Origin of the sequence: Spirillospora sp. NPDC048823 (genome assembly GCF_043198445.1) — a bacterium.
In the GTDB taxonomy this organism is placed as follows: Bacteria; Actinomycetota; Actinomycetes; order Streptosporangiales; family Streptosporangiaceae; genus Spirillospora.
In genome coordinates, this window is sequence record NZ_JBICUT010000023.1 from 20,393 (window position 1) to 33,939 (window position 13,547).

14 protein-coding genes are annotated in these 13,547 nt (G+C 72.5%); 6 read left to right on the forward strand and 8 right to left on the reverse strand.

The annotated features are described in order from the left end of the window. Nucleotides 1-39: 39 nt before the first annotated feature. From ACGFK0_RS34990 to ACGFK0_RS35000, 3 genes are read right to left on the reverse strand one after another with little or no spacing between them, the layout of a single operon-like run. Nucleotides 40-1,314, reverse strand: coding sequence for a TRAP transporter large permease (locus ACGFK0_RS34990; protein ID WP_392912800.1), 1,275 nt, complete (start codon nucleotides 1,312-1,314; stop codon nucleotides 40-42). After that, on the reverse strand, nucleotides 1,311-1,889 hold the full coding sequence (locus ACGFK0_RS34995; RefSeq protein ID WP_392912801.1) for a TRAP transporter small permease: 579 nt from the start codon (nucleotides 1,887-1,889) through the stop codon (nucleotides 1,311-1,313). Before ACGFK0_RS34995 ends, ACGFK0_RS34990 begins: the two co-directional genes overlap by 4 nt. Continuing rightward, the gene (locus ACGFK0_RS35000) at nucleotides 1,886-2,884 is read right to left on the reverse strand and encodes a zinc-binding dehydrogenase (RefSeq protein WP_392912802.1); all 999 of its coding nucleotides are present in this window, start codon (nucleotides 2,882-2,884) and stop codon (nucleotides 1,886-1,888) included. Before ACGFK0_RS35000 ends, ACGFK0_RS34995 begins: the two co-directional genes overlap by 4 nt. Before the next feature lie 166 nt (nucleotides 2,885-3,050). Between ACGFK0_RS35000 and ACGFK0_RS35005 the strand changes: the two genes are divergently transcribed. Continuing rightward, complete coding sequence (locus ACGFK0_RS35005; protein ID WP_392912803.1) at nucleotides 3,051-4,064, forward strand: LacI family DNA-binding transcriptional regulator; 1,014 nt, start codon at nucleotides 3,051-3,053, stop codon at nucleotides 4,062-4,064. 19 nt (nucleotides 4,065-4,083) lie between these two features. Here the strand turns inward: ACGFK0_RS35005 and ACGFK0_RS35010 are convergent, their stop codons facing one another. Then, entirely contained in the window at nucleotides 4,084-5,634 is a 1,551-nt protein-coding gene (locus tag ACGFK0_RS35010) for a class I adenylate-forming enzyme family protein (RefSeq protein ID WP_392912804.1), read from the reverse strand. Then, on the reverse strand, nucleotides 5,631-6,422 hold the full coding sequence (locus tag ACGFK0_RS35015) for a crotonase/enoyl-CoA hydratase family protein (protein WP_392912806.1): 792 nt from the start codon (nucleotides 6,420-6,422) through the stop codon (nucleotides 5,631-5,633). The genes ACGFK0_RS35010 and ACGFK0_RS35015 overlap by 4 nt, the downstream gene beginning before the upstream one ends. Nucleotides 6,423-6,518: 96 nt before the next feature. On the opposite strand from ACGFK0_RS35015, the gene ACGFK0_RS35020 reads away from it, so the two are divergent. The 3 genes from ACGFK0_RS35020 to ACGFK0_RS35030 all read left to right on the forward strand — a co-directional run bounded on the left by ACGFK0_RS35020 (nucleotide 6,519) and on the right by ACGFK0_RS35030 (nucleotide 9,189). Beyond that, entirely contained in the window at nucleotides 6,519-7,319 is an 801-nt protein-coding gene (locus ACGFK0_RS35020; RefSeq protein ID WP_392912807.1) for a hypothetical protein, read from the forward strand. 175 nt (nucleotides 7,320-7,494) lie between these two features. Beyond that, complete coding sequence (locus ACGFK0_RS35025) at nucleotides 7,495-9,027, forward strand: sodium-dependent transporter (protein WP_392912808.1); 1,533 nt, start codon at nucleotides 7,495-7,497, stop codon at nucleotides 9,025-9,027. A gap of 27 nt (nucleotides 9,028-9,054) precedes the next feature. Further along, nucleotides 9,055-9,189: a hypothetical protein gene (locus tag ACGFK0_RS35030; protein ID WP_392912809.1), complete on the forward strand. Its 135-nt coding sequence runs from the start codon at nucleotides 9,055-9,057 to the stop codon at nucleotides 9,187-9,189. On the opposite strand, the gene ACGFK0_RS35035 is transcribed toward ACGFK0_RS35030, so the two are convergent. Further along, nucleotides 9,137-10,342, reverse strand: a complete 1,206-nt coding sequence (locus tag ACGFK0_RS35035) for a hypothetical protein (protein WP_392912810.1) — start codon at nucleotides 10,340-10,342, stop codon at nucleotides 9,137-9,139. The genes ACGFK0_RS35030 and ACGFK0_RS35035 overlap by 53 nt on opposite strands. A 128-nt stretch (nucleotides 10,343-10,470) precedes the next feature. Here ACGFK0_RS35035 and ACGFK0_RS35040 point away from each other — a divergent pair, with 128 nt between their 5' ends. Beyond that, nucleotides 10,471-11,415 carry an NAD-dependent epimerase/dehydratase family protein gene (locus tag ACGFK0_RS35040; RefSeq protein ID WP_392912811.1) on the forward strand — a complete coding sequence of 315 codons (945 nt, stop codon included), beginning with the start codon at nucleotides 10,471-10,473 and terminating at the stop codon, nucleotides 11,413-11,415. Nucleotides 11,416-11,444: 29 nt separating this feature from the next. After that, complete coding sequence (locus ACGFK0_RS35045; protein WP_392912812.1) at nucleotides 11,445-12,263, forward strand: glycosyltransferase family 2 protein; 819 nt, start codon at nucleotides 11,445-11,447, stop codon at nucleotides 12,261-12,263. Here ACGFK0_RS35045 and ACGFK0_RS35050 read toward each other — a convergent pair. Continuing rightward, entirely contained in the window at nucleotides 12,161-12,766 is a 606-nt protein-coding gene (locus tag ACGFK0_RS35050; protein WP_392912813.1) for a GtrA family protein, read from the reverse strand. The genes ACGFK0_RS35045 and ACGFK0_RS35050 overlap by 103 nt on opposite strands. Continuing rightward, the gene (locus tag ACGFK0_RS35055; RefSeq protein ID WP_392912814.1) at nucleotides 12,766-13,533 is read right to left on the reverse strand and encodes a class I SAM-dependent methyltransferase; all 768 of its coding nucleotides are present in this window, start codon (nucleotides 13,531-13,533) and stop codon (nucleotides 12,766-12,768) included. The genes ACGFK0_RS35050 and ACGFK0_RS35055 overlap by 1 nt, the downstream gene beginning before the upstream one ends. Nucleotides 13,534-13,547 lie beyond the last annotated feature (14 nt).

Here is a 13,547-nt window from a genome sequence, read left to right on the forward strand (position 1 = left end):
TGGGGGGTGTCGGGTCGTGGGTGGTGCCGGCCCGGGTCGCTACAGGCCGAGCAGCCGGGGCAGGAAGGTGACGATCCCGGGGACGAAGGTCACCAGCATCAGCACGGCCAGGAGCGGGAGCAGGAACGGAAGGGTCCCGCGGAAGACCTCGTGGACCGGCATCCGCGCGACGGGGCTCATGACGTACAGCACCGCGCCGATCGGCGGTGTGAGCAGGCCGATCATCAGGTTCATGATGATGATCACGCCGAAGTGCATCGGGTCGACGCCGAACTCGGCGGCGATCGGCAGCAGGATCGGGACCGTGATCACCAGGACCGAGATGCCCTCCAGGATGGCGCCCAGCAGGATCATCAGAGCGTTGACCAGCAGCAGGAAGACGAGGGGGTTGTCGGTGAGCCCGAGCATCGCCTCGGAGACCCGCTGGGGGATCCGCTCCCGGGCGAGGATCCAGGCGAGCAGCCCGGACGCGCCGACGATCAGGGTGATCGACGCCGTGGTCGCGGCGGTCTCCCGGGCGATGCCGAACAGGTCCCGCCAGGTGATGCGGCGGTAGGCGGCGCCGAGGACGAGAACGTAGGCGGCCCCCACCGCCGCGGCCTCGGTCGGGGTGAACACCCCGCCGAGGATGCCGCCCAAGATGATCACCGGGGCGCCCAGCGGGCCGAGGACGCGCAGGCCCGTGCGGCGCAGCGTCGCCCAGGAGAAGGGGTCGCCGCGCAGATCGCTCCGGCGGCGCACCAGGACGTAGACCATGACGGCCAGGCCCGCGGCCATGAGGAACGCGGGGGTGACCGAGGCGGCGAACAGCGCCCCGGTCGAGACTCCGGCGATGCCGGCGTAGACGACCGCGGGGATGCTCGGCGGCATGACCGGCCCGATCAGGCTGGAGGAGGCGCTGATGCCGACGGCGAACCGCGGCGTGTAGCCGTTGCGGACCATCGCGGGGACCTCGACCTTGCCGAGGCCGGCGGCGTCGGCGAGCGCCGAACCGCTCATCCAGGAGAACCCGAGGCTCACGCCGATGTTGACGTAGCCGAGGCTGCCCCTGACCCGTCCGACGGCGGCGAGCGCGAACTCGAACAGCCGGTCGGCGATGCCGGCGTGGTTGGCGACGACGCCGAGGAGGATGAACAGCGGGACGGCCAGCAGGGGGAAGCTGTTGACCGCCTCGGTGGCCTGCCGGACGCTCAGCCCCGCCGAGTAGCCCTCCAGGGAGACGTAGGTGAGGCACGGGCCGAGCAGCGCGAACGCGACGGGGACGCGCAACAGCAGGAGGGCGGCGATGGCCGCGCCGAGTAGCACCATGCTCATGTCGGCTGCTGGTCCTCTCGGTTGTCGGGACCGCTCTGGCCGCCTTCGGCGGTCGCGTCCGTCTCGTCGGTGTCGTCCGCCTCGGGTTCCGGCCGGAAGACGGCGACGATCGAGCGGACGGTGGTGAGGAGCAGTCCGGCGAGCGGAATGGCGTAGAACAAGCGCATCGGCATGCCGAGCGCGGGCGAGGCCTGTGAGTCGCCGGCCGTGACCAGGACCCACGCCTCGTAGAGGAGGTTGAGGCAGACGATCGCGACGGTGATGTTGGCGGCGGCGCGGACGATGCGCAGCAGCCGGGGCCCGGCCACGATGTCGACCAGTTTCAAGGTGATGTGGCTGTCGCGTGCCGCGAGGTAGCCCGACATCGCGAAGGTGAGCCAGACGAAGCTGAACCGCGCGAGTTCACCGGTCCAGACCCAGCCGCCGGCGGGCAGATAGCGCTGCGCGGCCTGGAGCAGCATCAGGACGCCGATCACCGCCAGCAGGACGCTGCCGGTGATCGCCTCGGCCAGGGACAGCGCCCGAAGGACGCGGCCGGGCCGGCGGCCCGGGGGCACGGTGGTGGCAGGGGTCATCGGTGGTCCTCCCCCCAGTCGGACAGGTCGATCCAGGACTTGCCGGGCTCCGTCCGGGCCTCGGCGAAGGCACGCTCGGCCTGCCGCGGGGGCAGGCCCGGCCGCAGCAGCCCGGCCAGCCGGGCAGCCGCGCCGGCGACCGCCGCGACGGTCGCGGCGAAGTCGTCCGGGTGGTCGTAGATGAGGGTGCCGCGCACCTGGAGCTGCCGCCGCGTCAGCTCCATCGTCGACAGCCCGACCGGCTCACTGCTCATGCCGATCACCATGACGGTCCCGCCGGTCGCGACCTTGTGGGCGGACGTCTCCCAGGCGGCGGGGACTCCGGCGGTGTCGAAGACGAACGGGAAATGACGTTCGTCGTCGGGCGCGACGGACCGGGCCCCGATCCGCTCGGCGAACGCGACCCGGTCGGCCCGGGGGTCGGTGACGAACACGCCGGCTCCGGCCTCCAGGAGCGACAGGCAGGTGAGGAGGCCCTGTGACCCGGCGCCGACGACCAGGCACTCGGTACCGGGGCCCACACCGGCGCGCCGCACCGCCGACCGGGCGACCGCGAACGGCTCGACGCACGCCATGGTCTCCGCGCCTACCGGGGACGGCAGCGGCCAGGCGAACCGCGCGGGGACGGCGACCCGTTCGGCGAGCAGTCCGGGGACCGTGATGCCGGGACTGAGCCTGCGCTCGCAGCCGGAGGTGAGGCCGCGCAGGCACGGGGAGCAGGAGAAGCAGCAGTAGTTGGGCTCGACCACCACATGCTGTCCGACATGCCGGTCGTGGACGGCCGGGCCCACGGCGACGATGCGTCCGCCGCCCTCGTGGCCCGGCACCCAGGGCAGGGCGGGCGTGGGACGGGTGCCGTCGTGGACGGCGAGGTCCGATCCGCACAGGCCGACCGCGCTCATCGCGACGACCACGTCGTGGGGTCCGGGGTCCGGCTCCGCCCAGGAGTCGACGACCTCGGTGCGCCGGGGTTCCGTCAGGACGATTGCCCGCATGTGTTCCGTTCTTCGCGCACGGGTGGCGGTGGCCGCTGTGACCCCCGCCACATTTCTTGAATGTGCCGTTGACCCTAAAATCAGTGGTCGAGCCATGGCAAGCGGTTGCCAAAACTTTCCATCATGGGAAACTGAGGCCGGCGCGGGCCGAGCGGAGGGTGGGCGAGTGGCAGAGGGACGAGCGGGCAGCGGGCGGCCGACGATCTACCACGTGGCGCAGGAGGCGGGGGTGTCGCCCTCCACGGTGTCGCGTGCGATGTCCAACCCCGGACGCGTCAACGCGGCGACCGCCGCCCGCGTCGCCGAGGTCGCGGCCCGGCTCGGCTACCGCACGAACACGCTGGCCAGGGCGCTGCCGTCCGGCCGGACCGACACCCTCGCACTGTTCGTCTCCGACATCACCAACCCCCACTTCTTCGGCGTCATCCGCGGCGCCGAGCACCAGGCGCGCGCCGCGGGCTGCACGCTCATCGTCGGCGACACCGAGGAGTCACCCGAGGTCGAGGCGCGCAACATCGAACGGCTCGGGCCGTCCGTCGACGGGTTCGTCATCGCGGCGAGCCGCATGTCCGACGAGGAGATCACGAAGCTCTCGGCCGGGCACCGCCTCACCCTGGTCAGCCGGCAGGTCGCCGGCGTGCACAGCGTCATCGTCGACCACGCCGAGGGCACCCGCCAGATCGTCGAACACCTCGCCTCGCTCGGCCACCGCTCGATCGTCTTCCTCGGCGGACCGCCCCGCTCCTGGCTGGGCGCACGCCGCTGGGAGTCCCTGGCGGCCGCCGCCGGACGGCACGGCATCTCCGCCCGGCGCATCGGGCCCTTTCCCCCCACCGTGGCCGGTGGCGCCGCCGCCGCCGACGCCGCACTCGGGACGGGCGCCACGGCCGCCGTCGCGCACAACGACCTGCTCGCCATCGGCGTCCTGCGCCGCTGCGCCGAACGGGGCGTGGCCGTGCCCGAGGACATCAGCGTCGTCGGCTATGACGACATCTTCGGCGCGGACTTCTGCTCTCCGCCGCTGACCACCCTCGCCGGCCAGTTCGAGGAGTCCGGCCGCACCGCCGTCGACATGCTCCTGGCCATGCGCGACCGCGACGGCGTCCGCCCGGCCCGCGACCAGGTCGTCCTCCCCTCCCACCTGGCCATCCGCCGCTCCACCGGCCCCACCCCCCGCTGACCCTGGGAGCGCGGGCCGGTCAGGGATTCGGGGGCGCGTCGCCGGCGGCGAGGCGGGCGCGCAGGGTCTTGCGGTCGAGCTTGCCGACGGCGGTCTTGGGGACGGCGTCGCTGAAGACGATCCTGCGGGGCTTCTTGTAGGAGGCGACCCGTTCGGTCACGTGCGCCACCAGCCGTTCGCGGAGCTCGTCGTCGGCGGTCGTCCCGGGGGCGAGGACGACGACGGCGGTGACCGCCTCCACCCAGCGTTCGTCGGGGGTGCCGACGACCGCGGCCTCGCGCACGGCCGGGTGCTCCAGCAGGGCGTCCTCGACCTCGCGGGGGTAGACGTTGTAGCCGCCGCTGATGATCATGTCGGAGGTCCGGTCCTTGAGGTGCAGGAAGCCGTCGTCGTCCAGGACGCCGACGTCCCGGGTGTGGACCCAGCCGTCGCGGAAGGTCTCCGCGGTCAGCTCCGGGGCGTCGAAGTACCCGGCGACGGACGAGGGGCCGCGCACCACGATCTCGCCCGGCTCGCCCTGCGGGACTTCGCGGCCGTCCTCGTCCAGCAGCCGCAGTTCGATCTCGGTCGAGATCTGCCCGCAGGCGGCGAGCCGGTCGCCGGTGTGGTCCTCGGGACGCAGCACCGCGATGCACAGCGGGATCTCGGTCTGCCCGTAGTACTGCCAGAAGCGGTCCCGGCCCCAGACGCCCATGGCGCGCTCGATGACGGGACGCGGCATGGGCGAGGCGCCGTAGATGACCCGGCGCAGCGTGGAGACGTCGGCGGTCGCGAAGTCCGGGTGCTCGACCAGCATCTGGATCATGGTCGGCACCAGGTTGATCGCCGTGGCCCCATGGCGGGTGATCGCCTGCAGGAACGGCTCCGGTGCGAAGCCGGGCAGGATGACCGTGCGGCCGCCGCGCAGCCACAGCGGCAGCACGAACACCCCGCTGGCGTGGATGAGGCTCGCCGCGTGCAGCATGGCGTCCTCGTGCGTGGCCGGGAAGAGGTTGAGCAGCACGTTCCGGCAGATGCCCGCGTAGGACGCCTGGGTGTGCTGCGCCGCCTTCAAGGTCCCGGTCGTGCCGGACGTGAACAGGGTGAGGATCACGTCGTCGGCGCCCACCTCGACGTCGGGCAGGGGCGCGGGCGCGCTTTTGGCCCGTTCCATGAGGGGCGGTTCGCCGTCCAGGCCTGTCTCCAGGCCCAGGAACGCCACGCCGGGCAGCGCGGCGGCCAGCTCGCGGGCCCGTTCGGTCAGGTCGGCGCCGAACACCACGAGTTCGCACCGGGTGTCGGTGAGCATGGTGACGTGCTCGGCCACCGACAGCCGGGCGTTGAGGGGAACGCGGTTGATCCCGCCCTTCACGCAGGCGAAGTCGAGCGGGACGCTGAGCATGCTGTTGTTCACCAGGAGGCCGACGCGCCGGTGGTGGCCGGCGCCCTCCCGCGCCAGCGCGTGGGCGAGCCGGTTGCTGAGCTCGTCGACCTGGCCGAACGTCAGCTCCTCGTCGCCGAATATCACGGCGGCCCGATCGGTGTGCTGGCGTGCGCCACGGACGATCAGCTCACGGGTGGTGGGACTCATGGGGTGGTCTCCTCTCGGGCGAACCGGCCGTGCCGGCCCGCTCCGGCGGCGAAGCGGGCGGCGCCGGCCACGCCCTCACGCTGGACGATGGGAACGCCGGCGGCCCCCTCGGCGCGCAGCGCCTCGGCGAGGGGCAGGTCGAGGCCGGCGTAGGTGGAGGCACGGTCGGCGAGCACGCATTCGAACGGGAAGCCCGCGATCTGGTCGGCCAGCTCCCGTGCGGCGTCGACCGCCTGCCCGGTTTCGACGACCCGGTTGGCGAGGCCGATGGCGAGCGCCTCGTCGGCCTCCACGGGCCGTCCCGTCATGATCAGGTCGAGCGCCCGGCCCAGGCCGACGATCTGCGGCAGCCGGACGGTGCCGCCGTCGATGAGCGGCACGCCCCAGCGGCGGCAGAAGACGCCCAGTACCGCGTCGCGCTCCACGATCCGCAGGTCGGCGAGCAGGGCCAGCTCCAGCCCGCCCGCCACGGCGTACCCGCTGACGGCGGCGATGAGCGGCTTGCCGAGCTTCATCCGGGTCGGGCCCATGGGGCCGCTTCCGCCACCGGCGGGGTCGAGTTCGTTGCTGCGTTCGGGGTCCCCCACCGAGGTCAGGTCGGCTCCGGCGCAGAACGTCCCGCCGGTCCCGGCGAGCACCGCCACGCGCTGCCCCGGGTCGGCCTCGAACGCCTCGAACGCCTCGCGCAGCTCGGCGGCCATCCGCCGGTCGACGGCGTTGCGCCGGTCGGGACGGTCCATCCAGATCGTGGTGGTCGTGCCCGCCACCTCGACACGCACGTCTGCCATCGGCACCTCCCGCGGTCCGCAGAACACGACCTACAGTGAAACGACCTCTTCCATTTGTAACACACTGTGGAAAAATCTGGCTAGGAGTTGTTACAAGTGCTCGAGCTGACCGCCCGCAAATTCCTGCTGGACCTGGTGACGGCCCGGCCGCGCACCCGGTTCTCGATCTCCACGCTGTGCCTGGGCGGGGAGATCGTGGGGTTGAGCGCGCCGAGCATCCGGATGGCCGCGAAACGGCTGAACGAGCAGGGCGTGCTGGAACGCGACGGCCGCGGCGTCTACATCGCGCGTCCCGACCGGCTGCGCGCCTACCCCCACATCGAGCAGTGGGCGACCCGCCACACCTCCCGCGTGCCGTGGACGGGACGCTGGGCCGCGGTCGAGAACTCCGCCACCGCCCGCACCGACCGCGCGGCCCTGCGCCACCACGACCGGGCCCTGCAGCTCCTGGGACTGCACGCCTGGCGCGGCGCGCTGCACGTCCGTCCCGACAACCTCCGCGGCGGCGTGGACGGGCTGCGCGGGACGCTCACCGGCACCGGCATGGCCCCCGAGGCGGTCGTGTTCGCGATCGACCGGCTCGATCCGGCCACCGACCGGGAACTTCGCGGCCTCTGGGACACCGGCGGCCTCATCGCCCGCCTCACCCGGACGGCGGACGAGCTCACCCGGAGCCGCGACCACCTCGGCACCCTCACCCCCGAGGAGTTCGCCCACGAGTCCCTCCTGCTCGGCAGCCGGGCGATCGCCACGATCCTGCACGACCCCCTGCTCCCCGAAGAGCTCTGCGACCCCGAACCCCACCGCCGGCTGGTCGCGGTCACCACGGCCTACCAGAACACCGCCCAAGCCACCTGGGGACGCCTCCTCGGCCTGGACGCCGACGACCCGGACTGAGGACCCCCGGGCCAGAGTGACCCGGCCGGACGCGCGGCCGTTGTCAACTCTTTCCCTTGAACCCACCTGATTCTCGGGTGATGGTCGCAGGAGCGGCGTCGTCCGGTACGGATCCGGCCGTGTCGCAGCGGGGGCACAGGACCGGCGGAACCGGATCGTGGAAGGGAAGCCCCCGATGGCGGCCAAGGAAGTGTTCGGCAGCAGGATCACCTTCGTCGCCGCCGCGATCGGGATGGCCGTCGGCACCGGAAACATTTGGCGGTTCCCCCGGGTGGCGGCCGAGTGGGGCGGGGGCGCCTTCCTGGTCGCCCTTGTGGTGGCGAACCTGGTGTGGGCCGTCCCGATCCTGATGGCCGAATCCTTCATGGGCTCCAAGAGCAGGCTCGGCACGGTGGGCGCCTTCCGCGACTTCATGGGGCGCAGGTTCGCCTGGATGGGCGCCTACATGGGGTTCGTCACCGTCGGCATCCTGTTCTACTACTCGGTGGTGTGCGGGTGGACGCTGCGCTACCTGCTCTACTCGCTCACCGGGACCTTCGACGAAGGGCGCGACACCCAAGCGCTGTGGGACGAGTTCACCTCCACCCCCTGGCAGACGATCCTGTTCCACCTGCTGGCCATCGGGCTGGTGGGCGCCATCGTCGCCCGCGGACTCAAACGCGGCTACGAGCAGATCCTCAAGTGGGCCATCCCCGCACTGTTCGTGATCCTGCTCGTGCTGGCGGTCCGGGCGCTCACGCTGGACGGGGCGGAGGAGGGGCTGCGGCACCTCTTCGTCCCCGAGTGGGACCGGCTCGGCGACGCCCAGCTCTGGCTCCAGGCGTTCACCCAGATGGCCTTCTCCACCGGCGCCGGGTGGGGCCTCTACCTGACCTACGCGGTCTACATGCGGCGGCGGGAGGACTTCGGGCTCAACGCCACGGCGGTGTGCGCGGGGAACCTGCTGGCGTCCCTGCTCGCCGGCACCGCCGTGATCGGCGCGCTGTACGCGCTGGGCGAGCCGCAGCAGATCGCCAGCGCCACCGCGGGCAACGAGGGCCTGGCCTTCGTCTTCTTCCCCCAGCTGTTCGCCGAGATGCCCGGCGGCGCCTTCTTCGGTGTGCTGTTCTTCCTGGCGCTCGTCATGGCGGGGCTCTCCAGCCTGATCGCGATGGCGGAGCTGGCCACCCGCAACGTCATGGACGCCGGTGTGACCCGCACGCGCGCGGTCGGGCTGGTGGTCGCGGTCACCGCCGTCGCCGGCATTCCCTCGGCGCTCAGCCTGGACTTCTTCGCCAACCAGGACTTCGTGTGGGGTGTCGCGCTGCTGATCAGCGGCCTGCTGGCGGCGATCGCGATGATGAAGTACGGGCTGGAGCGGGCGCGGGCGGCGATGGACGCCGACAGCGACTTCCGCATCCGGGCCTGGTGGCCGTGGCTGATCCGGCTGTTCCCCGCGATGTTCGCGTTCGTCATCGGCTGGTGGGTCTACCGGGCGATCGACGAGTTCGCCCCCGACGACTGGTGGAACCCCTTCGCGACGTTCAGCGTCGCCACGCTGCTGCTGCAGTGGACCCTGCTGTTCGTCGTCCTGTACGCGCTGAACAACGTCTTCGCCGACCGGATCGGCGGCGGGCCGATGACCGCACCGGCGCCCGCCGGGGCCGTCCCGCCCTCCGGCGCGGCCGAAGGCGCGGTCGAGGGCGGCGATGACAAGACCTCCTCCTGAGTTCCGCCCGGTGAGAAAGGAGAACCCGTGGACACCGAAGTCCTGGTGTGGACCGTCGTGTTCCTCGGCGGCGACGTGCTGGTGCTGATCCTGCTGCTCTTCTGGGCGGTCAGGAAGGATCGGGAGAAGCGGGCAGGGGCCGGGCCGGGAGTGCGCGGATGAGGAACGCGATGACCACCAGCGACGACAGCGCCCACCAGACGTGCGCGTCCTGCCACGGGGCCGGGGTCAGTCGCGTCATGAACAGGTAGGCGAAGGCCGCCCAGAGGCCGGTGACGACGATCACGGGCCAGGTGCCCCGGCCCCAGCGCATGATGAGGTACGGCATCGGCCACATCAGGTACTGCGCGCCGAACCGGTAGGTCACGATGAGGAAGACCAGCAGCAGCGCGAGGGTCAGGGCGACGGGGTCCGCCTTGCGCCACCACCAGGCGGCGGCGAGCAGCGCCAGCGCGAGCACCGGGGTGCCGACGGTGCCGTACCCGGCGGACACCACCTGCTCGCCACCGGTCACGATCGCGGTCCATCCCCAGTCCCCCACCACCGGACGCGCCGACAGCGACGCCGACAGGGTGGCGGGCAGCCGGTCGATCGGGGTGCCGAAGACCGGGACGCTGCTGACCAGGAACGCGACGGGGACCACGGCCGTCCACCCGAGGACGGTGAGCCGGCGCCGCAGGCCGGGGACGGCGAGCAGGACACCGGGCAGAAGCAGCACCGACCAGTTGGCCGAGGTGACGGAAAGGCCGATGAGCACACCCGCCAGATGGACCCCGCCGTTGCGGGCGGCCAGGAGCGCCGCGGCGCCCAGCACCAGCGTGATGGGCCCGAACTGGCCGTGCACGGCGCTCACCATCAGCACCACCGGCGCGCACGCGTACTGGAAGCCCCGGAGGGCGCGGACCCGCGAATCCGGATCCGTGCTCAGTTTCGCCACCAGCGGGATCAGAGCGAGATCGGCCAGGACGGGAACGACGCGTCCGGTGAACCCCCACGGCAGCCCCAGCAGGTCGCCCAGCGCCCGGACTCCGGCGAGGAGATAGGCCAGCAGCGGCAGGAAATGCCAGCCGCCCTCGCGCAGTTCGAAGAGCGGGTCCCGGCCGTCGAGCACGGCGTCGGCGGTGGCGGGGAAGTCCACGGCCAGGTCATAGGGCTGCCAGGTGTCCTGCGCGGCGATCAGCATCATCGCCGCCCGCAGCACCGCCCCGACGGCCACGGCCGCCCACAGCGGGGGCGCCCACCGCCGCCGCGCGGCGAGCACGCCGAGGGCGAGCCCGGCCACCAGCGGCAGCCCCATCACGAGAACATGGATCACCGGTCGCCCCTCATCCGTTGATCACCATGCCGGACCCGGTGCGCCTCGCCGGTTCGAGTCGGTACCCCGGCCGAGGTTCCGTTAGGGTCGGCGATCAGAAGTTTCACGAGCGTACGGCGGGTGAGCAAATGACAGGGACGACGGCTCCGGGGCAGGACCCGGGCCTCACCGGGGCGCGGGTGCTGGTGACCGGGGGTGCCGGATTCATCGGCGGCCGCCTGGTCACCGCCTTGCTGGACGCTGGGGCGGAGGTCGTCGTCGCAGATCGGCAGCCCCATCCCGACCCCGCCGTCCGGTCGGTGGTCGGCGACCTGTGCGACCCGGAGGTGCGCCGCGCCGCCGTCTCGCGCGGGCTGGACGGCATGGTCCACCTGGCCGCGGTGACCTCGGTGCTGCAGTCGGTGGAGGACCCCGCCGGCGTCTACCGCCTGAACGTCGAGGCCACCGCCGACCTGCTGGAGCTGTGCCGCGAACGTGAGGTGCCGCGCGTGGTGTTCGCCTCGACCAACGCCGTGACCGGCGACGTCGGCGGCACCCCCATCAGCGAACGGATGCCGCTGCGGCCGCTCACCCCCTACGGCGCGACGAAGGCGGCGGCGGAGATGCTGCTCAGCGCCTACACCGGCGTGTACGGGATGCAGACCTGCGCGGTGCGCTTCGCGAACGTGTACGGGCCGGGCATGCGGCACAAGGACAGCTTCGTCCCGCGGCTGATGCGCGCCGCCGCCTCGGGCGGCGGCGTCCAGGTGTACGGCGACGGCGCCCAGCTGCGCGACTACGTGCACGTCGACGACGTGGTGCAGGCCGTGCTGCTGGCGTGGCGGACCGGCCCCACCGGCCCGCTCGTCGTCGGGTCGGGTTCCTCCACGAGCGTCAACGACCTGATCGACACGGCGCGGGCGGTCACCGGCGCGCCCATCCCCGTCGAGTACACGCCGGCCAAGGCGGGCGAGATGCCCGCGGTCGTCCTCGACATCTCCGAGGCGCGCGCGCTGGGCTATGAGCCGCACCACGACCTCCGCTCCGGGATGGCGACCGTCTGGCCCGATTTCGCACCGGTGGAGGTCGCGTGACCGGGGCACCGAACCGCGCGGGAGGCGGCGTGAACGACGCGGGAGGTTCCGTCGACGACGCGGCGGTCGCGGACTTCGCCGACGAGTACGGCACGAAGCTGCCGCCGATCGCGGTCGTCATCGCCGCCTACGACGAGGAACGCGGCATCGGCGAGGTCGTGCGCTCGATCCCCGGAACCGTCGCCGGACGCGCCACCGCGGTGATCGTGGTGGTGGACGGGGCGACCGACAAGACCGCCACCGTCGCCCGCGAGTACGGCGCGATGGTCTGCGACGTGCCGGTCAACCGCGGGCAGGGGGCCGCGCTGCGGCTGGGCTACCGCCTCGCCCGCGAAGGCGGCGCCGAGTTCATCGTCACCACCGACGCCGACGGCCAGTACGACTCCGCCCAGATCCCGCGGGTGCTGGCCCCCGTGCTGGAGGGCGAGGCCGACTTCGTCACCGGGTCGCGCCTGCTGGGCCGGCAGGAGACCTACGACCGCGTCCGCCGCGTCGGCGTTCACGTCTTCGCCTGGCTGGTGAGCAGGCTGACCGGGCAGCGCATCACCGACACCTCGTTCGGCATGCGGGCCATGAGGGCCGAGGTCACCGGCGCCGTCACCCTCCGGCAGCCGCAGTACCAGTCGTCCGAGCTGCTCATCGGCGTCATCTCCAGGGGGTACCGGGTGCGGGAGGTGCCGGCGACGATGCGGCTCCGCACGGCCGGGTCCACCAAGAAGGGCGGCAACCTCGTGTACGGCTTCCGCTACTCACGGGTCGTCGTCGGGACCTGGTGGCGGGAACGCCGCGGCGCGTCCGCCTCACCGGCCCCGGGCCGGGTGCCGGGGCCGCCCGCGAAGACGAGGTAGTGGAACAGGACGAACTTCACCACGAACATCAGGCCGTAGACGGCGAGGAAGACCCCGCCGACGAACGCCGTCTTCAGGCCGTCGGAGTCGAACAGCCGGGGGCCCAGGCGGTCCGCCGCGCCCGTCGCCCAGGCGGAGATGACCATGCTGGCCACGGCGATCCCCCAGTAGGGCACCAGCTCGCGCCACAGGGACGCGCGTCCTCGCCGTCCCCACGCCCACCGCCGGTTGAGGACGTAGTTCAGGCCCGCGCCCGCCCCCCAGGCGGCCACGGACGCGGCGCCCGGGCTGAGGAGCCCGGGCCCGTACGTCAGCAGCAGCGTCGCCTCGCTCGCCACCGCCGCCAGCACCGAGCCGATCGTGTAACGCGTGAAGATCAGCCGGAAGGCGCGCCGGCCGCGGGACCGGGGCCGGGCCTCGTCCTCGGGTCGAGCCTCGTCCTCGGGCCAGGGCTTGTCCTCGGACCGGGCCTTGGACCGGGACCAGGCGGAATCGGCGTGCATCAATCCCGCGATGCCTCCGGCTCGGCCGGCACACGGGCGACCGCCAGGACCGACTGGCCGAAGCGCACCGGCAGGAGCCGGTCCAGCACCCGGGTGACCGGGACGATCACCCGGTCGTACACGCCGACCGCTCCGCTGTTCGGCGCCTCCGCCCGCCCGAGCCGCATGGCCGCCCACCAGGCAAGGCCGCCGAGCAGGTTCACCGGCCGCACCCGCTCGCACTCAAGCCCGGCACGCCGGATCGCGTCCCGCAGCGTCGTGGGCGTGTAGCGGCGGAAATGCCCGACCCTGCGGTCGAAATCGCTGTACAGGCTCTGGTAACCGGGCACCCACAGGACGATCGTGCCGCCGGGAACGACCGAGCGCGCCAGCGAGGCGAGCACGCCGGCGTCGTCCTCGAAATGCTCCAGCACGTTGATCGCCACGACCGAGTCGACCGGCCGGTCCAGGCGATCGCCCGCGTCCAGGTCGAACCCCTGGACCTCGATCTCACCGGCGATCTTCTCGTCACCGGCGAACCGGTCCTTCATCACGGCCACGGCGCCGGGGTCGACGTCGGTGACCACGAGACGGTCCAGCCCGGTGAACTGGGCCGAGAACTCGCCCAGGCCCGCGCCGACCTCCAGCACACCGGCGCCGCAGTGCGGGGCGATCAGATCGAACTGGTAGCGCCGGTAGCGGGGCTTGTCCGCGCCCGCGGACTCGGCGTCCCGGTCTCCGAGCCCGCGGCCGGTGGCGCGGGTGAAGGCGCCCTGCGAGTCGTTCATGAGGCTCCCAGCCG